The sequence below is a fragment of the Paenibacillus sp. P4_E11 genome (assembly GCF_056401635.1).
On record NZ_JBFUIX010000065.1, the window covers coordinates 1 to 21,713 of the forward strand.

A 21,713-nucleotide genomic window follows, 5' to 3' on the forward strand; every position below is an offset into this window, starting at 1 on the left:
TTTTAAGGCAGTGCAGGCCAAAGATCCAAGTGCAGAACGCTGCTTGGAATGGACGCTTCAGACTATGGAATCTACACTAACAACACTTTTCAACGTGTACGATCCGGCTCTGATTATCATAGGTGGAAAATTATATCCTTACCTTGAAAGGTATTTACCGCGAATTCGTCATCATGTGCAAGCAAGTGTGTATCCATCCGCAAGAAGTAATGTGATGATAGAGTCTGCATCCTTTGGCACTTCGCAAAGTGCGGTAGGAGCGGCTTCACTTGTGTTTGGCGAATTGATGGAGAGGCCGTTGGATATCCTAGATGAGATGAATATCAGCTCGGAATAAGTGCAGGCCTTCGCGAAAAACATGAAAATTACAGAAGCCCGCAAAGGCACAATGTAGGCGTCCCATATTAAGGAAAGGTCAATTCCGACACGATAACACGCCCGTAGTCTCCCCAAAAAGTAAACTCATAGATATAAAATAAAAAAAGTTAAAAAAACACTTGCATTTTAGTCCGGGCTTTGATATATTATTTCTTGTCGCCGCAAACGGAAACATTAAAAAAGCGGATGATTGAATAAGGGAACTTATTCCCTCAAGCGCATTAAATATGCGGACGTGGCTCAGTGGTAGAGCATCGCCTTGCCAAGGCGAGGGTCGCGAGTTCGAATCTCGTCGTCCGCTCCATATAAGCTTTCGTGTGCCTTTAGCTCAGCCGGATAGAGCGTTTGACTACGAATCAAAAGGTCGGGAGTTCGAATCTCTCAAGGCACGCCATTTAAGTTTTACTGAATACCAGTAACACCATTTTATTGTCGGGACGTAGCTCAGCTTGGTAGAGCACCTGGTTTGGGACCAGGGGGTCGCATGTTCAAATCGTGTCGTCCCGACCATCTTTTTCCTCATCATATGCGGGTGTAGTTCAATGGTAGAACTCCAGCCTTCCAAGCTGGTAGCGTGGGTTCGATTCCCATCACCCGCTCCACTATCGACACAGAGAGACCGAAGAGGTCTTTTTTTATGTAGAGCCTTACTTTTCTAATGAAATGTATAACTTTTTCGGGGCTCCCCGCAAAGCAGACGGACTAGGCCTTGAGGCTTGACGTCGCTTGGCGGGGATTTTTTTGTTACCTATACCAAATTTATGTTTAACGCGTTAAAGCAGGAATGTTGTGAAGATTGTCGAATTAAATACGGATAGATCAGATGAGGTGAGAGAGAACCATGTCAGAACACTTGAATGATACACACAGAGTGAGCTCTAATCATTTGCTGCGCAGAGATGTGCGGTTTCTCGGGAACATTCTTGGTGAAGTGCTTGTGCATCAAGGCGGCCAAGAGCTGCTGACGATTGTGGAGCAAATTCGTGAGATGAGCAAGAAAATGAGGGATTCTGCCGATCCGGCCCTGTCCCAGGATTTCAAGAATGTCATTCGCTCGCTTAGTAAGGAGAATCGGCATCAGGTCATTCGGGCGTTCGCCATTTACTTTCAACTGGTGAACATTGCTGAACAGAATCATCGTATTCGACGCAAGCGGGATTACGAAAGATCGGCTGTGGAGCAAATTCAGCCCGGTTCGATCGAAGGGGTCATCAACGAGCTGCGTGCATCCAATATGCCTGTACAAGAAGTGCAGGAAATCTTGAATACGATCTCGCTGGAACTAGTGATGACGGCTCATCCGACAGAAGCTAGCCGTCGAGCGGTGCTTGATATTCATCAACGGATCTCTCAGGAAGTTATAGAGCTGGAAAACCCTTCGCTCACATACCGGGAACGGGAGCAGCAGCGGGAGAAGCTCGTGAACGAAGTGCTGACCTTGTGGCAAACCGATGAGTTGCGGGACCGCAAGCCGACGGTACTCGATGAAGTGCGTAACGGGATGTATTACTTCGACGAGACGCTGTTCGATGTGCTGCCTGATTTGTATCGCGAGGTGGAGCGTTGCTTGGACAAGTACTACCCGGGCCAAAAGTGGGAGGTGCCCTCATTCCTGCGCTTCGGCTCATGGATTGGTGGCGACCGCGACGGGAACCCTTGGGTGAAAGCGGAGGTTACTTGGGAGACGCTGACGTTACAACGCGGACTTACCCTGCAGAAGTACAAGCTAGCGTTAACTGCCCTGATGGAGCAGATGAGCTTCAGCACATCGATCGTGGATGTTACCGCTGAGCTGTTAGCATCCATCGAGCTGGACAAGCAGCAGTTGAAGCTGAGAACGGAAGATATATGGCGCAACGAGAACGAGCCTTATCGGATAAAACTCACATATATGCTGGAAAAGCTGGAGAATACGCAAGCGGGGGCTGGCAAACAAGTATTGAAGTACAACTCCCCGGATGAGTTCACAGCGGATTTGAAGGTCATTGAGAAAAGTTTACGCCATCATTACGCGGATTATGCGGCAGACCATTATGTACAGAAGATCATCCGCCAGGTTGACCTGTTCGGCTTCCATCTGGCGACACTGGATATACGTCAGCATAGCAAGGAGCACGAGTCGGCAATGGCTGAAATTCTAGCCAAGATGCAGATCGTGGACAACTATGCGGCACTAACTGAGGAAGAGAAGATTGAACTGCTGAGTGGGTTGCTGAACGATCCACGCCCCTTGGTTTCTCCTTACATGGAGTATACCGAAGGAACGCGGGAATGCATTAATGTATACAAGACGATCAAAGCGGCCCAACAAGAGTTCGGTAATCGTTGCATCTCCACGTACTTGATCAGTATGACTACAGGGGCCAGCGACTTGCTGGAAGTTATGGTACTCAGCAAGGAAGTAGGTCTATATCGTCGCGAAGCCGATGGTAATGTTACTTGTACGCTTCAGCCAGCCCCTCTGTTCGAGACCATTGACGACTTGCATGCTGCACCTGGTATTATGCAAACCTTATTCGATATTCCGGCGTATAAAGCAAGCATCGACAGCTTGGGCGGATTGCAGGAAATTATGCTGGGCTATTCCGATAGCAACAAAGACGGCGGTGTATTAACGGCGAACTGGGAGTTGCGCGTCGCGCTCAAGGATATTACGAAGGTAGCCAAACGGAACCAAGTGAAGCTGAAGTTCTTCCATGGCCGTGGAGGAGCCCTTGGTCGTGGAGGGATGCCGCTCAACCGCAGTATTATGGCTCAACCGCCTGAGACGCTCGGTGGGGGCATTAAGATTACGGAGCAAGGCGAAGTGCTATCTTCCCGTTATTCCTTGAAGGGCATTGCTTACCGCAGCTTGGAGCAGGCTACGTCGGCGCTAATAACGGCAGCCAGATTAGCTAAGAACGTACAAGAAGCCGATGAGAAGGAAAACGTCTGGGATTCGGTCATGAAAGACATCTCGGAAAATGCACAGACGAAGTATCAAGATCTGATCTTCCGCGATCCGGACTTCCTCGTATTCTTCAAGGAGTCCACGCCGCTGCCGGAGATCGGAGAACTAAACATTGGGTCCAGACCTTCCAAGCGTAAGAACAGTGATCGGTTCGAGGATCTTCGTGCGATTCCGTGGGTGTTCGCTTGGACGCAAAGCCGCTACTTGCTGCCAGCTTGGTATGCAGCGGGGACAGGACTTCAGAAGTACTTCCAGGAAAATCCGGACAACTTGCAAACGCTGAAGCAAATGTATGAAGAATGGTCGTTCTTCAGTACGATGATCGACAACCTTCAGATGGCGCTTGGCAAAGCTGATCTGCCGATTGCCAAGGAGTATTCGGGTATGATTACAGATGCGACTATAGCTGAACGTATCTATGGACAAATCGAGCAAGAGTACAAGTTGACGTCGGATCTGATTCTGCAAATAACGGGTCAGAAGGAAATACTGGATAACGTACCGGTTATTCAAGAGTCGATTCGCTTGCGTAATCCTTATGTCGATCCGCTCAGCTATTTGCAAGTTCAGCTGTTGACGGAGCTTCGTTCCCAGGAGGAGCAGGCAAGTGAATACGCCGAACTGCTGCGGGAAGTACTGCTCACGATTAATGGTATAGCAGCCGGCTTACGGAACACCGGTTGATACATTGGAACCAGACCCATGCCACTAAGAATAGTCGAGCGCCCCTCTGCAATTTGAGACGGCGGCTCGACTTTTTGTTTGAAATCCGATAGAGTAGAGCCAATGAAGTAATGTTCGGGAGGTAGGCAGCATGAAGGCTCCCACCCTGCGATGGATGGCGATCGTTCTGGTCCTGCTCGGGTCAGCAAGTTACGGGATGCTGTCCCCCTTTGTGAAGATGGCGTATGGTCATGGATGGACCAATATTCAAGTTAGCACCAGCCAGGTTACGATGGGCGCGTTGCTGCTGTGGGTGCTGTTGCTGGTCACTCCGCAAGCCTGGTCCAATCCGTTCAAGGGCCCATGGATTCGCTTATCGCTGATCGGCATCTTCGGGTTGGCGCTGACTACTTTTTTCTACAACAACAGCTTGTCGAGATTGGATGCTTCGTTAGCGATTGTGCTGCTGTTTCAATTCACATGGATGACGATCTTGCTGGAATGCATCTGGGATCGGAAGAAACCGACGCGTTATCAGTTAGGTGCGATCGTGCTGGTCATGGCAGGTACGCTGCTAGCCGTCAACCTGACAGGAAATTCGTTTCGTGTAATGGATAGTCTGGGGCTCGTGTTCGGCTTGTTGTCTGGGGTGTCGTACTGCCTGTTCTTGTTCTTCACAGGACGTGTCAAGTCCACGCTGCATCCGGTCATGAAGTCGACCGTCATGCTGACCGCGGCGCTTCCAGTCATCTATTTGATTTACCCCCCGACACAAGTATTCCAAACGGGTACAGGTTCGCTGCTGCTGTGGGGTGTCCTGCTCGGCATGTTGGGACAGGCTTTCCCGGCCGTTGCCTTCAATATTGGCATACCGCGTATTGGAAGCTCGCTTGCCGCTATGCTGGCATCGATGGAGCTGCCTGTGGCGACTACCGCCTCGTATCTTATTCTGGGCGAGCTGGTGGGCTGGATGCAATGGTGCGGAATCCTGTTGATTCTGATTGGGATCTTCGTGTCAGAGCGGCAACCGTCTATGCGTGTACAGGCTGAATGATCGGTAACAGAATGGAACTTTTCTCCGATTTGTTCGTACCGTATTGGGGGAAGGTATAATCATTATCTTCGATGGCATGCTTCGCTTTTGGGGGATTTGTTCTTGGGAGGAATGTCGGTGAATTATGTGGAAACGCGCTTGGCCAAGCTTGCTCGCAACGGGGACCGGCGCGCCTTTATTGATTTAGTGGATTTGTATAAGGATAAAATATACCATCTGGCGTACCGGATGCTGCATAACGTACAAGAGTCGGAAGATATCGTACAGGAAACGTTCTTGAGGGTATATACGAACCTTCATAGGTATGACGAGAATCAGAAGTTCTCGACGTGGATTTATCGGATTGGAACGAACCTGTGTATTGATAGGCTGCGCAAGCGGAAACCGAGCTATTCTCTGGATGCAGATGTGACGGACAGCGACGGAACCGACTGGTACTCGATGCTCTCCAGTCCGGATCTAACACCAGAGGGTGAGCTTTTACTCTCGGAGACACAACTGCAGGTTCGCACAGCGATCGATTCGCTGCCTGAGAAATACAAGTCGGCTGTTATCTTACGGTATCTGCACGATATGTCGCTGCAGGAAATTAGCGATGTGCTGGACATGCCTGTAACGACTGTGAAGACACGGGTGCACCGAGGCCGGGAGTATTTGCGTCAAAAATTGGAAAAGGATGCCATGCTGTAGATGAGCGACAAAAAAATTCGTCCAATTGCAGGAATGGTTGAAACAATATCCGAAGTCACACGTATAGTACATTACGAATTTTACAGGAATAGCGAAAACGTGAAGCAGAGAGGAGTGGCTCTCCGATGGATTGCAAAGAAGCCGTCCCATTAATCCACGATTATTTGGATGGAGATTTGTCCAGCACGCAGGCGATGGAGTTAAAAGCCCATATGTCAACCTGCTCGGCTTGTCACAAACGATTTCAACAATTAGAGAAAGCGGATCACTTATTCCGCTCACTAGGGGTAGTTGCAGCTCCCCCGCATATAACAGACCGTGTGCTTCGAGCGCTTCCGGCTCCTCCACGCAGCAAGGCTTGGATGAACTGGATTCGTCGACACCCGGCGGCTACGGCCGCAGCGATATTCGCCGTTGTCATGTTGAGCAGCTTCTTCTCCTTATGGAATCAAGACACCGACTTGATTGTCCGGGGCGATATTGAGGAGCTTGTCATTAAAGGCAACCAGGTCTATGTTCCTCCAGGACGTACCGTGCGTGGGAATTTGGTCGTGGAGAACGGATCGGTACAGGTTGATGGTACGATTGAGGGGAATCTGGTCGTCATTGACGGCACCTATGCACTCGCCTCAACGGCCCGTATATCCGGGGACATCAAGTCAGTCGATCAGGCTGTTCAATGGCTCTGGTACAAGACGAATCAGTTTATTAGCGCGGTAGCCCAGTAAGGAGATAGGAATCAAGACCTCCCTTCACGTATGAGGGGAGGTTTTTTGCTGAAAATATGGTATGATGAACATAAGCAGCCATTAAAAGGGTTCTATATAAGGTTGCGTGGGGGTTGACGGATGGACTGGATTAAGGAGATTGGCATCAATGATGTCGTTGACATCTTGATCGTCAGTTACGTCATTTATAAAATAATCCTACTCGTGCGAGGGACTAGAGCGGTTCAATTGCTGCAAGGGATCTTCGTCGTGGTCCTCACGTGGGCGCTTAGCATATGGTTTAAGCTGAACACGCTCAAGTGGCTCATGGATCAGATGTTGACGCTCGGTGTGCTGGCCATCATTATTATTTTTCAGCCGGAGCTTCGTCGTGCCTTGGAACAGTTGGGTCGCGGGAAGTTATTCAGCCGGACATCGACGAATGAGGATCAGGAAGTTACCCAGCGTATTGCTCACATATTGAAAGCGATGAATCATCTGGCCAAACGTAAAATTGGAGCGCTTGTCGTATTCGAACGGCATACAGGTCTCAATGAATACGTGGAATCCGGCATTCAGATCGGTTCTCACATTACTTCAGAGCTGCTTATTAATATATTCATTCCGAATACGCCGCTGCATGATGGTGCGGTCATGATTCGGGGTGGACAAATTGTCGCGGCAGGCTGTTATTTGCCTTTATCGGAAAATCCTTTTATAAGCAAGGAACTCGGGACTCGCCATCGTGCCGCAATCGGGATGAGCGAAGTATCAGACGCTGTATGCGTAGTCGTCTCTGAAGAGACCGGGCAAATCTCGCTCGCGCTGAACGGTCAGATCGTGCGGGATATTAAGGAAGAATCGCTTGTGTCCAAGCTCTATGAGGAACTTCGTCCGACGACGAAGGCCAAAGAGAAAACTCCTTTCTGGAAGAGGAAGGGGGACAAGCATGAATAAATGGCTGGGTAAACCAAATGTAGTTAAAGTTATTGCACTGATTCTCGGGATATTGCTATGGTTCGCCGTGCAGACGGATGAGAAGATAACTCCAGGAAGTTCTATTCCGACGGAGAAAGAGAATACGATTACGAATGTGAAGATAACGCCTGTATTCGACGGAGACTCCTTCTATATTCAATCGATGGACCCGTCCGAAGTGATGATCAAGGTCAAGGGTAAGGATACAGCGCTGAAGAAAGTGAATACCGCCACCTATCGGATCGTGCTGGATTTATCGAGTGCGAAGGTAGGGGAGAACACACTCCCGCTGAAGCCTGAGAAGTTCCCAAGCGGTGTAGAAGTGTCCATCTATCCTCCCTATGTAAAGGTTGTCCTTGAGGGCAAGGATCAGAAGGAAATGCCTGTACAGGCCAATGTGAACGGCAATCCGGCCAATGGGTACAAGGCAGGACAGCCGGTGATCAAGCCAACACGGGTCATTGTGACGGCCCCTAGCAGCATGATCGACAGTGTAGCCACTGTTCGGGCCGATGTGAACGTGGAGAATGCGACCAGCGCGGTAACGAAGCAAGTGAAGCTGATCGCATATGACCGCAACGGCAAGCAGATGGAAGTATCGATGAATCCGCAGGTCGTGGATGTGGAGGTTCCGATTACGCAGCCATTCAAGAAGATGCCGTTGCGCATCAAGACGACGGGGACGCTAGCCGCTGGATTCAGCGTAGCCTCCTTCACGCCGAGTGCAGAGCAGATTACCGTGTATGGGCCGCAAGAGCTGTTGAATAAGCTGGAGTTCTACGAAGGACCTCCTGTTGATTTGAGCGGGTTGAAAGAGAGTAAGACGTTCACGCTCGACATCCCACTGGTGAACAAGGTCACGACGCTGGACCCAGCTAAGGTGGAAGTAAGGGTGGAGATCGTACCGTCAACAACGCGATCGTTCGATCAGGTACCTCTGACCATTGTGGGGCAAAATGATGTGTATGACACGAAAATCACAGCACCCGTCGGTGGCAATGTGGCCTTGACGCTGGAAGGCGCTCCTGCCGTGCTGGAGAAGCTGAAGCTGCAAGATGTGCAGGCCATTGTCGACGTCAGTAACTTGCCACCAGGCAAGCATGATGTGCCGGTGAGCGTGAACGTCTCCCCGTTCGTGCGCAAGTCGGGGCCGGAGCTGAAAGCGTCGGTCGAGATCAGCGCGAAGCCGGGAGCGGGATCGCCAACGGGCCCTGGCGGCGCGGCGGCGGGCGCCAATGCGGGCGTGAGCGGCGGCAACGGCGCGAGCCCGGCTGGCGGCACAGCCGCTGGCAGCGGCGCGTCGACGCCAGCCGGCGCAGGCACTCCGGTGCCGACGAGCACGCCGACGCCGACACCGACGCCGGCGAGTACGCCGGCAAGCGGTGCGGGCGCGAGCCCGGGCGGCGGCGGCAAGGAAGCCGCAGGCGCTGGGGGTACGCGGTAGCGTAGGCGCGACCGGGTGGTGCCGCGGCGTGCGACGCTAGTGGCGGCAAAGAAGCCGCGGGTACGCGGTAGCGTAGGCGCGAAGGCGCGGGCAGTGCCGCGGCAGGCGGCGCTAGCGGCGGCAAGGAAGCCGCAGGTGCGGGTACGAGGTAGCCTAGGCGCGGGTGCGGTGCTGCCGACGCCTGCGAGCACGCCGGCATGCGGTAGCGGGCGTGTACGAGCCTTTATGCGGAAGTACGGTGGCGTATGGCGCTTGTGGTAGTGAGTACAATGGATGAGTTGCTCAACTGATGCACACGGTCAACCAATCGCTACTCAACTGTTGGCCAACAACGAGCCACCCACCTATCGGCCAATCAAGAAGTAAGTTGGACATAACAGTGACTACTTGGTGTACTTACGGAGATTGAGTGTAGAGTGAAGAAGGCGTAGAAGATAACGGAAATAATTACCGCTAATGCTGATATGAGCGTTCTTGTTATCGAATTAACGGAAATAATTGCCGCTAATTCTCCACTTCTGCCATAAAACCTTTATCAGATTATAATTAACGGAAAAAATTTCCTCTATTTATGCTTCTGAACTATTATATTGGGCAATAGCGGCAAAAAGTTCCGTTATTTCTGATCCCAATCTAAGTAGCAACATAAGCGTGCAGACAATGAGGGCAAGTGAACATTGAAGGAGAGAGATCGATATGGGGAAATATTTTGGAACAGACGGTGTACGTGGTGTAGCCAATAAGGAGCTTACGCCAGAGCTGGCTTATAAGATAGGCCGCTGCGGCGGGTATGTGCTGACTCAACACGCTTCAGAGAAACCTGTTGTACTGATCGGACAGGATACACGCGTATCGGGACCGATGCTGGAAGCGGCGCTTGTCGCTGGCTTGCTGTCGATTGGTGCGGATGTTGTTCGTCTGGGCGTGATTTCTACACCAGGTGTGGCTTATTTGACGCGCCAATTGGGGGCGAGTGCTGGTGTGATGATCTCCGCTTCGCATAATCCTGTTGAAGATAATGGCATTAAGTTTTTTGGCAGCGACGGCTTCAAACTGTTCGATGAGACCGAGCTGGAGATTGAACGATTGCTGGACGCCGACCGGGATGAGCTCCCGCGGCCTGTCGGTACACTTCTCGGTTCCGTACGTGACGACGCTCAGGCGAAGTACGCTTACATCGATTTCCTGAAGACGACCGTGGATGTGTCGTTTCAGGGCTTGAAGCTCGTGCTGGACTGCGCGAACGGCGCAGCCTACGAACTGGCGCCGCGGCTCTTCCGCGAGCTCGGCGCTGAAGTGATTGCCATCGGCGCGGAGCCGGATGGCAGCAACATCAACGACGGATGCGGCTCCACGCATCCGGAGAAGCTGCGGGCCGAGGTGCTGCGGCAAGGCGCGCACCTCGGGCTGTCCTTCGATGGCGATGCCGACCGGCTGATCGCCGTGACCGAGACGGGCGCCGAAGTAGACGGCGACTTCATGCTGTGCATCTGCGGCGATGCGCTGAATCGCGCCGGGCGGTTGAACCACAACACCGTCGTGACGACGGTGATGGGCAACCTTGGCTTCTTCAAGGCCGCCAAGGACTTAGGGTTGCAAACCGCACAGACGGCGGTCGGAGATCGTTATGTGATGGAAGAGATGCGCAAGGGCGGCTACAATCTGGGCGGCGAACAGTCTGGCCATATGATCTTCCTGGACCACATCACGACCGGTGACGGGATGTTGAGCGCGCTGCAGCTTGTTCAGACCGTCGTGCAGTCGGGCAAGTCGCTAGGCGAGCTCGCTGGTGTAATGAAGAAGTACCCACAAGTCTTAGTCAACGTTCGCGTGGCAGACAAGAGCAAGCTGAATGGCAATACGGCTATCGAGGCTGCGATTCGCAGTGTAGAAGAGCGGTTTGCTGGCAATGGTCGGGTTCTGGTGCGTCCATCAGGGACGGAATCACTCGTCCGTGTTATGGCTGAAGGTCCGGACGAAGCGATTGTGAAGGCATATGTAGACGAAATATCCGAAGTGGTACGAGTTGAACTGAGTTAGAACACAGAATCAGAGGATCACAGTTCATTCTTTTGCGGACTAATAAATAATTAAATGGTATATATTCTCTTTGAATCTATAGCGTGACTGAGTTCCTCTATTCCGGCTGCCGAAAGGTATAAACCGCAGATAAGGGAAGTCAGTTGCGCTATTTTTACATGTAACAGTTGCTGGAACTTTTTGGAGTAGGACGAAATATTAGTTGCATACGGGCGATAATTTGAATACTATAGAGAATAGCACTTTGAAATGGAAAGGTGGACAGAGGTTAGACAGCAATAAAAGCGCCAGAACTTGCGGGCGTTGTCTCCCGGACGGAAAGCGGAGATAGCGAGAAACTCCAAGTTGACGAGGTAGAGGTGTTCGGATATCGGCGGGGACCTCTCGGCTGCATCAGGGCCGTGAACAGGTGGGGAAATGGATGGGGTGACCTGTCTCACAAGACTCCTGTAATGATGATGAAATGAAGAGTATAGAAGCGGGTGCAGCGAACGGAACGCGGCATCTGATTTGGACGAGGCTGAAGGTGACGAGCATGTAAGGTAGAGAGCTCGTTGATCTAGAAATGTTTTGACCGATCGTATCTAAATTAATGGCATTTATTATACGGATTATTAAAAATTCGCTTCCTAAGGAAGCTTGGTTTCGTGCTGTCTTTTCATGGGAAAGGCGGGTTGACAACTGAATAGCAGGAACGTTTTCTTTGGTCATGCCCTAATCATGAAGAGCCGCACGGACGAAACATGAGACGGAGGTCATGAATCGATGTGTGGAATAGTTGGATATATAGGGAACCGGAACTCGCAGTCTATTCTTCTGGAAGGATTGAAGAAGCTGGAGTATCGCGGATATGATTCTGCGGGTGTGGCGGTGTTTACCGGGAACGGATTGGAGATCAAGAAAGCCAAAGGCCGTCTGGCTGTGTTGGAGTCGCAGTTGGAAGTAGCTCCGCTGCAAGGAACGATCGGGATCGGCCATACCCGTTGGGCTACTCATGGCAAGCCATCTGACGTCAATTCGCATCCACATACGGATAATTCGATGAAATTCTCGGTCGTGCATAACGGGATTATCGAGAACTACATGGGGTTGAAGGAAGAATTGACGGCCAAGGGCCACCGGTTCGTCTCGGAGACGGATACCGAAGTGATTTCCCACCTGATCGCAGATTTGTATGAAGGCGACATTGTTAAGGCGGTTCAACATGCCGTTCAGAAAATGACAGGGGCCTTCGCACTTGGCGTCTTGACCGAGTATGAACCTGATAAATTGGTAGCGGTTCGCCTGGCTAGTCCTTTGATTATTGGCGTAGGAGAAGGCGAGAACTTCATCGGTTCGGACATCCCGGCGATTCTGGAATATACACGACAAGTCTATATACTGAACGACGGCGAAATGGCGGTATTGACCCGTGAAGGTGTCGAATTAATGACCTTAGAGGGGAATTTTATTTCCCGGGAATTATTTCATGTCGATTGGGATCTGATTACGGCGGAAAAAGCCGGATTCGATCACTTCATGTTGAAAGAGATCCATGAGCAGCCCAAAGCATATAAAGACACGATGGGAAGCCGTATCTCCCCAGACGGTACGCAAATCATACTTTCTGAAATTGGGATGAGTGCGCAGATGGTGAAGGCCATCCGCAACATTCATATCGTGGCTTGCGGGACTGCCTTCCATGCCGGTATGATCGGCAAAAGTGTGATCGAGAAGCTCGCACGTATTCCAGTAGAGACCGATGTGGCCTCCGAATATCGCTATCGTTCTCCGATTATTACACCTGAGACACTTGTCATCGTAGTAAGTCAATCCGGTGAGACTGCTGATACACTTGCCGCTCTGCGTGAAGCGAAACGGTGCGGCGCGCGAGTGCTTGCCATAACGAACGTAGTCGGCAGCTCAGTAGCTCGCGAGGCCGACGATGTCATCGTCACCTGGGCAGGCCCGGAGATTGCCGTCGCCTCGACGAAGGCTTATACGTCGCAGCTCGTTGCATTTTACATGGTCGGTTTGTACCTCGCCCAGACACTGAACACGCAATCGGCGGAATACGTCCGCGAAGTGATCGCGGCGCTGCGGCTGCTGCCTGAGCAAGTAGAGTACTTGCTCGGCCATAGCGAGCCGATTCAGGAGTATGCGCAGCAGATTGCAGAGCACCACAGCTTGTTCTTCATCGGTCGCGGTCTGGATTATGCCGTAGCACTCGAAGGCTCCCTGAAGCTCAAGGAAATTTCCTACATCCACTCGGAGGCTTATGCCGCTGGAGAACTGAAGCACGGTACGCTGGCCTTGATCGAGGAGGGGATTCCCGTCATCGCTCTTGCCACGCAAGAGACGCTACTGGAGAAAACCATCAGCAACATCAAGGAAGTGAAAGCTCGGGGCGGCCGTGTGTTCGGTGTCACACTCGCTGGCAATGAAGAGCTGCACAAGGCTGTGGACGAAGTCTATGAGATCCCGCGCACGCATCCACTGTTGACTCCTGCTTTATCGGTTATTCCATTGCAATTGCTAGCTTATTATGCCTCGCTTGCGCGGGGGAATGATGTCGATAAGCCGCGTAACCTTGCGAAGAGTGTGACGGTGGAGTGAAATGCTGTGCATCTAGATTAAAGTTGAATGCGTTAAATATTGTTTATAACTGAACAAGATACTTTGTAACTGAATAAAAAAGATTGTAACTGAACAATAAAGAGTGTAACCTTCCAAACAAAAGCCGAGCAGATCCAGGATTATTTCCTGAATTTTGCCCGGCTTTTTTTCTAGAGTATGAGGGAACAAAGCGAAAAGAGATACGTACGGATCGCCAGAATCCGGACTTCACGAGAAGCTGAGTCCGTTGTCGAATTCGTATACGGTGTGGGGCGCTCTAACGCCGGATTATTCGTTGGAAGAAGCGAAAGACGCATACAAGAAGCAACATCGCCGCGAACACCTTTCGATTGGAGTTTCCGGTTATAAGCTAGATGAATGCGACGGCAGTGAATTATAGGCCGCAGATATTTTACCTAAGTACTTCGATGAATATAGAGTGAGGTGAACGAGTAGCAAGGAACCGTCGAATTACTTCGCTGCTGGGCTTATTATGTGTTAACATCGGACAAAATCAAAGCCAGGGAGGACAAAAAGGGCGTGGTTGTGGATTCATAACTGCCGAACGCGACTCGACTGTTCTGGACGTCCGAAGCGTTTTTTCTGCATCCCGATAAACTGCCCCCTCATCTGCGGCAGTGCGGCTATTGGTTGGAACAGCTGCGCCGTCTGTCGGAAATCGGCAGCATCGTGTTCAGAGCCGAAACGGTTGAGCAGGTGAAAGGCGAATACCCGCCATGCTGGATGTGCCAGCGCTGAGAGAGGATCACTCAGGAGTTGGAACAATCATATTAGACTTTTGACTTTCGAGATGTAAGGAGGGCAAGATCCATTCTGATCGACTGGCGATATTCAAAAGGCGTCATCCCCTCGAACCGTCTGAACATTTTAGAGAAATAGCTTTGGCTGCAAAAGCCGGCTGTTTGGGCTACTTCCCCAAGCGAGACATCTGTTCCCGCTAACAGCTCCTTTGCGATCCGTAGTCTATATTTAATAAGATATTCTGTGGTTGTACATCCGGTTGCCTGCTTGAATAATCGGGAAAAGTAGTTGGGGCTTAAGTGCACATAGTCTGCAATATCCTCGACTTTAATCGGTTCTTGGTGATTATCGCTAATATAACGAATCGCTTGCTGAACGGTTTCCGCATATTGAAGAGGCGCCCTGTCATCCAGCGATTCGTTCCCTCCCATATGAATGACAATAGCATCCGTCAAAATCCTCGTGATGTAAGACGACGCCACCGCTTCGAAGCCGGGCGTACATTGCTCGAACAGTGCGAATAATAATTCGAACAACTGCCGCGTCAATTTGGCGTTTCGAACGTAGAGAACCGGATTTTTATCGCATTCGAGAAGCCGATGATAACTGGCTGTTTGCATGCCTCCGAACCGAACCCAAAAGAATTTACACGGATCGTCGGGATCGGCGTAAAATTCATGCTCCTCCGTCAAGTCCAGAAACAACATCTGATTCGGGCCGATTTCGTATGTTTTCCCTCTCCAAACTCCATACCCTTTGCCGTGAATGACATACCGGATCGAATACGGGAAAAACGTTTGACGTATCCGGAAGCCCGGTCGACATTCGGACCATCCAACGCCCAAAACATAAAATAAAAAAGATTTTGCCATCTCGCTTGGAGTATGCATGATACTACTAGTCGAATATAAGGCGTAATTCAAAAAAATACCTTCTCTCCATGACAGACTAGTTATAAAATTTAGCGATATTGTTGCATACAGTTCCCACAATCTTATTATACCATACTGAATATATAAGAATGTTAAGGAGGTTTAACAATGGGGGGGGCCGCATTCAAGGCAAGGATATCGGAGTGAGATTGTGATAAAAATTGAAGCGGCGTAAAGCCAAAGGTCGTATTTCCCAATTATAAAGGAGTCGAAGTGAACAAATGGCAAGTGGAGATCATACAAAGCCTAATATCCTGTTTATTTTGTCAGACGATCAAGGGCCATGGGCAATGCGTTGTGCCGGAAATTCGGAACTTATAACGCCTAATTTGGATCGCCTGGCTGATACGGGCATGCGTTTTTCAAATTTCTTTTGTGCTTCTCCCGTATGCTCTCCAGCTCGTGCTACGTTGTTAACCGGGCGCATTCCGTCCCAGCATGGCGTTCACGATTGGATTGCGGATGGGGATATGGGGGCTGACAACACGATCGGTTGGCTGAAGCAAGAAAAAGTCATTGAATATTTAAAAGGGATGATTGGATATACCGATATTTTGGCGGAGCATGGTTGGAAATGCGGTTTGAGCGGCAAGTGGCATCTTGGCGATAGCCGAACCCCTCAAAAGGGATTTGATTTTTGGTACGTTCACCAGTGCGGGGGAGCTTCTTATTACGGAGCGCCTATGATCAGGGATGGTAAAGTCATCAACGAAGAGCGATACATTACGGATGTGATTACGGACGAAGGAATCGAATACATGAACAGCATGCAGGGTAATGATGATCCTTTCTACCTTAGTGTGCATTATACGGCTCCGCATGCGCCTTGGCACGATTATGATCATCCGGAGGAATACTTATCGATGTACGATGATTGTCCTTTTGTGAGCGTGCCAAACCTCAAAAGTGAAAACTTCCTGAATCACTTAAAAGCATACTATGCCTCTATTACGGCTATGGATGCTAATATTGGCCGGTTGATCGATTGGTTGGAGGAGAAGGGTTTAAGAGAAAACACTTTGATTGTATTTATGAGCGATAACGGTTTTAGTTTTGGTCATCACGGGATTATTGGGAAAGGGAATGCAACTCGTCCGGTAAATATGTATGAAGAGTCAGTGAAGGTTCCCGCGATATTCAGTCAGCCTGGACGCATTCCGATGAATGTCGTAACGGATGCTTTGGTAAGCGCTTACGACTTCATGCCGACACTTCTTGACTATGTTAATTTGCCCCATCTCGAAGAGGGGAACCTCCCGGGCCGTTCCTTTAAACAGCTGCTAGTTGGTGAAGATATGAAGGAACGGGAAAATCTCGTCGTTTTTGACGAGTATGGGCCCGTAAGGATGATTCGGGGGAAGGAATGGAAGTATATACACCGGTATCCGTATGGAAAGCATGAACTTTTTGACCTCGTAAATGATCCGAATGAGAGTGTAAACCTGATCGATGATGAAACGAAGCAGGATGTTGTCGAATCCATGAAAGCGATGCTGGATGATTGGTTTGTAACGTATGTAGATCCGCGTCTGGATGGAACTCACGAACCCGTAACGGGAAAGGGACAAATCGGATTAGCCGGACCTGCGGGTCAAGGCAAGCTTTCTTTTAGGCAATATGTGTAATGAACATGAATCGGGAGGTCATTACTGATGAAAAGAAAAACACTTACGGCAATAACGATCATTGCGATGCTCATGACGGGTGCATGCAGCAAGAAAGCCGACGAGCCTGTTCAAAAGGATACTGCCCCTAAACCTGTAACTCTTACTTACGCGATAGCTGGAGCGGAAAATGGATGGGCGCATATAGATTATAAGATTTTTGAAAAAACAATTAAAGAAAAGCTTCCTTATATTACGCTTAATATTGAATTTTGGGATAACAGTACAAAAGGTCTGGAGCAGATGTTAGCAAAAGGGGTTAAACCGGATATACTGCATTCGGATTTAGGCAGGACACTTGATATGAAAGATCTCGGTTTGGCTTACGACATGACTGACTTGATCAAGAAAAATAATTTCGATTTAAATCGTTTCTCACCCGGTGTTGTCGAAAGCATCAGGAATTGGAACGATAATAAAATCTATGCTTTAGGTTATTTGCAAGCTCCTATCAATATGTTTTATAACAAAGATATTTTCGATCGATTCGGAGTGGAGTATCCGAAAGACAATATGAAGTGGTCGGAAGCCATTGAATTGGCTAAAAAAGTAACAAGATTTGAAGGCGGGCAACAAATTCGAGGATTGGATCATCTTTCATTTTTACATTTTATTATGCCTTATCGTCTACCTCTTGTAGCGAACAATGCTGCAGCAATAAATAACCCAAAATACGCTTCGTTGTTGAGCATGTTTCAAACGATATATCAAATACCGGGAAATGCGCCTGCAGCTGTAGGGACTCCAACCGATCAGTTTTTAAAAGGAACTTTAGCCATGATGCCTTTGCCCAACTTATCGCCGGCTCGTACCGCGAATTTGAATTTCAATTGGGATCTGGTTACCGTTCCTACGTTTGATGATACTCCAGGTTTAGTACCGACTGGCGCACTGCGAACAGTTTCGGTAACCGCATTAAGCGAACACAAGGATGATGCATTTAAAGTTGTTTCCACAATATTATCGGATTCAATTGGAATGGAATTGTCCAAAAGCGGAAATGTATCCGTTCTCAAAAGTCCCGAAATTGAAAAAGTATTTGCAACTGAAATGCCTTCGCTAAAAGGGAAAAATATTCAAGCTTTATTTAAGGCCGCAGGAGTACAGTTTGATAAAGCAAACTCGACTAGTGCTGGAATAATTGCGAATGGTATTTTTACTAAATATGTGAACCAAGTCTTACAGAACCAAACGGATGTCAATTCAGCATTACGCTCTGCAGAGGATGAAATCAATAAACAGATTGCTGCTCTACCAACTAAATAAACTCTTAGGGAATGAAATTAACAAGAGGGCAAGCGGTATTCTAAAGCATGCCCTCTATATCCATTCGACCGTGAACCGACTACACGATATGAAACGAGGATGATTGAAAACATGAGTAAATATCCAGTACCGACAAAACAACAAAAAGAATGGGCAGACTGTGAATTAGGCGTAATCATTCATTATAACTTGGAAACCTTCCATCCGGATGTTCCGAGTAGCAAATGGAAGTGTTCTCCGGATATCATGACAGCTGATACTTTTGCTCCCAAAAAGGTCGATACGGATCAGTGGATGGAAGCTGCGAAAGCGATGGGCGCAAAGTATGCTGTTTTTGTTGCAAAACACGTAACAGGGTTTTCCATGTGGCCGACCAATCAAAACAAATATTCTGTCGAAGGCTCGCCCTATTTGGATGGCAAAGCGGATATAGTGAAAGATTTTATTGATTCATGTAAAAAGTACGGTATTAAGCCTGGACTATATTATTCGACCGGCTGCAACGGATATTACGGGATAAATGACGATGTGCTTAATGATACGCAATCGGAGAAATACAAAAATTATATCAAGGTGGTAGAAAGCCAACTGGAAGAGCTTTGGGGGAATTACGGAGAGATGTTTGAAATATGGTTTGATGGCGGAGTCATTCCGCATAGTCAGGGTGGACCGAATGTTATGGAGTTGATCGGAAAGTACCAGCCTGATGCCATATGCTTCCAGGGTCTGCAGGAGCAAAATCATAATCTAAGGTGGGTAGGCAATGAGAGAGGAGAGGCACCTGTAAACTGCTGGTCGACCAACAGTAAAAACACCTGTTCTTTCGGTGGGACTGAGGAGGACCGTGGAATCGGCAAGGGAAACCCAGAAGGGAAATATTGGATGCCTGCCGAATCTGACATGGGGAACAGGTCCAAGCAGGCAAGCGGCGGCGGATGGAACTGGAGAGAGGGAGAAGACCGCTTGGTGTTCACTCCAGAACACCTGCTTGACTGTTACTACAATACGGTTGGCCGAAATTCAAACTTGTTGCTGGGAATGGCGATCCATCGAGACGGTTATTTTCCTGATGTTGAGCAATTTAAGGAATTCGGCAGTCTGGTAAGGGAAATCTATGCAAATCCTGTCCATTCGACTAGAGGAACGGGAAACAAATATGAGATAGACTTGCCAGAATCAACGTTTATTAAAAACATTTCCATAATGGAGGATATCCACTATGGTGAACGTGTCCGTGACTTTACCGTGACAGTTGAAACTGAAAGCGGCACTGAGGAAATATTTAATGCGGAATGTGTTGGGCATAGACGCTTAATAAAACTGAATAAAAAAATTAAAAAGGCTAGTCTTGTTATTAACCAAAGTGTGGACACCGTTATAATTAAGGATTTCACTTTATATGCTTAACAACCACTAAAAGGAGCAAGGATACATGGCGGTTACAATAGAAAAGGCAGCAACAATCGTACCTTCTGCTCGTCAACTTGCATGGCAGGAGCTGGAGTTTTATGGGTTTATTCACTTCGGCATTAATATGTTTACAGGCAAGCAATGGGGGGCGGGCGACGAAGATCCCACAATCTTTAATCCGACGGAATTTGATGCGTCTCAATGGGTGGACGTGTGCCACTCTGCCGGGATGACCGGCATTATCTTGACATGCAAGCATCATGATGGATTTTGCCTATGGCCTTCAAGCTATACTGGCTATTCAGTCAAATCCAGCCCCTGGAAAAATGGACAAGGGGACATGGTTCGCGAGGTGGCCGATGCTTCTCGCGCTAAAGGTTTGAAATTTGGCGTTTATTTGTCCCCGTGGGACCGCCATGATCCGAGCTACGGGGATAGTCCAGCCTATAATGCGTATTTTCTGAATCAATTGAGAGAACTCCTTACGAACTACGGGGAGATCTTTAGCGTTTGGTTCGATGGAGCGTGCGGCGAAGGCAAGAACGGGAAAAGACAACAGTATGATTGGGATGCTTATTATTCTGTAATCCGTGAGCTGCAGCCGAATGCTGTCATTTCTGTTTGCGGTCCCGATGTACGCTGGTGCGGTAATGAAGCTGGGCATACGCGCGTATCGGAGTGGAGCGTAGTGCCTGCAACGATGAAAGATAATGAGAAAATTCATGCGAAATCGCAAAAAGAAGATGATGGCATTTTCTCGACATTGATCAATTCGAAGGAAGAAGATCTGGGAAGTCGTGAAGTTCTTGCCCAGGTGGACGAAGTGATCTGGTATCCGTCGGAAGTGAATACGTCCATCCGGCCGAAGTGGTTCTATGATTGGGTCGACGACGATCGGGTGAAAACGGTCGATCAGTTGGTGGAGCTTTATGAGAAAATTGTCGGCGGCAATGCGTGTTTCCTTCTGAATCTCCCCCCGGAATCCGCGAGGTCTGATCCATGAGAATGACGTTCGGAATATGGCTGAACTGGGTCAAAGGATTCGCGGTACGTATGGAATGAATTTGGCTGCGGGTGCGAGCGTATGGGCTTCCCGAAGCGGAGCAGGAGACGGAGATGCATCCCGAGTCCTAGACGGACGATCCGATACGTATTGGTCCCTTTCGGAAGGATTCGAGCCAGCCATACTTGAGTTTGATCTTGGCGACATCACGCTTTTCGACCGTATCGTGCTGCAAGAGTATATCCGCTCCGGACAACGGATCGAACGCTTCCAGTTAGAATATAAGGAAAGAGATAAGGAAGAGTGGAAACCATTGTATGACGGTACGGTGATCGGTTATAAGAGAATATGCCAATTGAATGCAACCAACGCAAGATATATCCGGCTTCGGATCGTCGAATACAGATTGTACCCGATGATAAGCGGCTTCGGTGTCTACAGTAGTCTCAAAGCTTAAACTTGACAGCAAGACTCGGCGAATGTCGGCATAACATTAAGGTCTTCTATCCGAACAAATAAGAAGAAGTTGAAGTTGTTAGAGGAAGAAAGAGGCTTGGAACGGGTGTAAATTAGCCTAAGATGGGGCAGTCAGTTGAAGCTTGCCGCCAATATCCTTGATTTGGCTGTGGATGTGATTTTGCTGGATACCACGTTTGGGGCGGAATCAGGCCGTGCATCAAGGCGGCGGGCGTATGCGAAACGTTCCAAATGGGAATAGCGGTTCACTCATCGGGAGAACTGGGTATTCAATTGGCGACGACACTGCATGGGGGGCGGTCGTCCCGAATTTGTTCACATGCAGCGGATTCCCATTACCATCATTTGCAAGACGATATTCTAGTCGGCGGCAAAATGAAATATGTAAACGGCGCCATACAGGTACCAGACGGTCCGGGTCTTGGTATCCAGGTCAACCACGATAAGGTGCGCCAATATGCGGAATTATATCGTGAACTTGGCGGATATCCTTACGATAAGGACCCTGGAAGGCCGGATGGTACCCGCCCGTGCCGAATGAGCGCTGGGCGGATCCTACGCGGTATTGAACGGGTGATCGTTGGCCGTTCAAGCAACGATATACTGGATACCCTGCGCATTCATATTTCTTAATTGCGGGTAAAACGCCGAAGACGGTTCTATCTCACATCCTCCGGGAAACCTGATCATCCTTTGCACT

19 protein-coding genes and 4 tRNA genes are annotated in these 21,713 nt (G+C 49.2%); 21 read left to right on the top strand and 2 right to left on the bottom strand.

Going from position 1 to position 21,713, the window contains the following annotated elements; translation table 11 throughout:
• The 15 genes from AC1DWB_RS22040 to AC1DWB_RS22110 all read left to right on the top strand — a co-directional run.
• Positions 1–337: ROK family protein (locus AC1DWB_RS22040; protein WP_477543243.1), on the top strand; the 337-nt coding region annotated here is incomplete at its 5' end.
• Positions 338–607: 270 nt separating this feature from the next.
• A tRNA-Gly gene (locus AC1DWB_RS22045) sits at positions 608–682 on the top strand.
• A gap of 13 nt (positions 683–695) precedes the next feature.
• Positions 696–772, top strand: a tRNA-Arg gene (locus AC1DWB_RS22050).
• Positions 773–811: 39 nt separating this feature from the next.
• Positions 812–888 (top strand) — tRNA-Pro (locus tag AC1DWB_RS22055).
• Positions 889–906: 18 nt separating this feature from the next.
• Positions 907–980: transfer RNA gene (locus AC1DWB_RS22060), tRNA-Gly, on the top strand.
• Positions 981–1,219: 239 nt separating this feature from the next.
• Positions 1,220–4,012: a phosphoenolpyruvate carboxylase gene (gene ppc / locus AC1DWB_RS22065; RefSeq protein WP_477543244.1), complete on the top strand. Its 2,793-nt coding sequence runs from the start codon at positions 1,220–1,222 to the stop codon at positions 4,010–4,012.
• Positions 4,013–4,142: 130 nt separating this feature from the next.
• A complete protein-coding gene (locus AC1DWB_RS22070) occupies positions 4,143–5,045 on the top strand; it encodes an EamA family transporter (protein ID WP_477543245.1) in 903 nt (300 codons plus the stop codon).
• Positions 5,046–5,162: 117 nt separating this feature from the next.
• On the top strand, positions 5,163–5,735 hold the full coding sequence (gene sigW, locus AC1DWB_RS22075) for an RNA polymerase sigma factor SigW (protein ID WP_477543246.1): 573 nt from the start codon (positions 5,163–5,165) through the stop codon (positions 5,733–5,735).
• Between the two features lie 125 nt (positions 5,736–5,860).
• Complete coding sequence (locus AC1DWB_RS22080) at positions 5,861–6,463, top strand: zf-HC2 domain-containing protein (RefSeq protein WP_477543247.1); 603 nt, start codon at positions 5,861–5,863, stop codon at positions 6,461–6,463.
• Positions 6,464–6,583: 120 nt separating this feature from the next.
• On the top strand, positions 6,584–7,399 hold the full coding sequence (cdaA, locus tag AC1DWB_RS22085; protein ID WP_477543248.1) for a diadenylate cyclase CdaA: 816 nt from the start codon (positions 6,584–6,586) through the stop codon (positions 7,397–7,399).
• Positions 7,392–8,864 (top strand): CdaR family protein, encoded by a 1,473-nt coding sequence (locus AC1DWB_RS22090; protein WP_477543249.1) that lies wholly within the window; start codon positions 7,392–7,394, stop codon positions 8,862–8,864. The genes cdaA and AC1DWB_RS22090 overlap by 8 nt, the downstream gene beginning before the upstream one ends.
• Before the next feature lie 93 nt (positions 8,865–8,957).
• The gene (locus AC1DWB_RS22095; RefSeq protein ID WP_477543250.1) at positions 8,958–9,125 is read left to right on the top strand and encodes a hypothetical protein; all 168 of its coding nucleotides are present in this window, start codon (positions 8,958–8,960) and stop codon (positions 9,123–9,125) included.
• Positions 9,126–9,560: 435 nt separating this feature from the next.
• A complete protein-coding gene (gene glmM, locus AC1DWB_RS22100; protein WP_477543251.1) occupies positions 9,561–10,904 on the top strand; it encodes a phosphoglucosamine mutase in 1,344 nt (447 codons plus the stop codon).
• A 765-nt stretch (positions 10,905–11,669) separates the two neighbouring features.
• Positions 11,670–13,499, top strand: coding sequence for a glutamine--fructose-6-phosphate transaminase (isomerizing) (gene glmS, locus AC1DWB_RS22105; protein WP_477543252.1), 1,830 nt, complete (start codon positions 11,670–11,672; stop codon positions 13,497–13,499).
• Between the two features lie 247 nt (positions 13,500–13,746).
• Entirely contained in the window at positions 13,747–13,899 is a 153-nt protein-coding gene (locus AC1DWB_RS22110) for a hypothetical protein (RefSeq protein WP_477543253.1), read from the top strand.
• A gap of 152 nt (positions 13,900–14,051) precedes the next feature.
• Here the strand turns inward: AC1DWB_RS22110 and AC1DWB_RS22115 are convergent, their stop codons facing one another.
• Both AC1DWB_RS22115 and AC1DWB_RS22120 read right to left on the bottom strand, forming a co-directional pair.
• The gene (locus tag AC1DWB_RS22115; RefSeq protein WP_477543254.1) at positions 14,052–14,285 is read right to left on the bottom strand and encodes a hypothetical protein; all 234 of its coding nucleotides are present in this window, start codon (positions 14,283–14,285) and stop codon (positions 14,052–14,054) included.
• A gap of 5 nt (positions 14,286–14,290) precedes the next feature.
• Positions 14,291–15,184, bottom strand: a complete 894-nt coding sequence (locus AC1DWB_RS22120) for an AraC family transcriptional regulator (protein WP_477543255.1) — start codon at positions 15,182–15,184, stop codon at positions 14,291–14,293.
• A gap of 230 nt (positions 15,185–15,414) precedes the next feature.
• Between AC1DWB_RS22120 and AC1DWB_RS22125 the strand changes: the two genes are divergently transcribed.
• From AC1DWB_RS22125 to AC1DWB_RS22150, 6 genes are all read left to right on the top strand, one after another.
• A complete protein-coding gene (locus AC1DWB_RS22125) occupies positions 15,415–16,818 on the top strand; it encodes a sulfatase family protein (RefSeq protein ID WP_477543256.1) in 1,404 nt (467 codons plus the stop codon).
• Positions 16,819–16,845: 27 nt separating this feature from the next.
• Complete coding sequence (locus AC1DWB_RS22130; protein WP_477543257.1) at positions 16,846–18,123, top strand: ABC transporter substrate-binding protein; 1,278 nt, start codon at positions 16,846–16,848, stop codon at positions 18,121–18,123.
• Positions 18,124–18,234: 111 nt separating this feature from the next.
• The gene (locus tag AC1DWB_RS22135; RefSeq protein ID WP_477543258.1) at positions 18,235–19,530 is read left to right on the top strand and encodes an alpha-L-fucosidase; all 1,296 of its coding nucleotides are present in this window, start codon (positions 18,235–18,237) and stop codon (positions 19,528–19,530) included.
• A 25-nt stretch (positions 19,531–19,555) separates the two neighbouring features.
• A complete protein-coding gene (locus AC1DWB_RS22140) occupies positions 19,556–20,536 on the top strand; it encodes an alpha-L-fucosidase (RefSeq protein WP_477543259.1) in 981 nt (326 codons plus the stop codon).
• 16 nt (positions 20,537–20,552) lie between these two features.
• Entirely contained in the window at positions 20,553–20,993 is a 441-nt protein-coding gene (locus AC1DWB_RS22145) for a discoidin domain-containing protein (protein ID WP_477543260.1), read from the top strand.
• Between the two features lie 251 nt (positions 20,994–21,244).
• Complete coding sequence (locus AC1DWB_RS22150; RefSeq protein WP_477543261.1) at positions 21,245–21,646, top strand: enolase C-terminal domain-like protein; 402 nt, start codon at positions 21,245–21,247, stop codon at positions 21,644–21,646.
• Positions 21,647–21,713 lie beyond the last annotated feature (67 nt).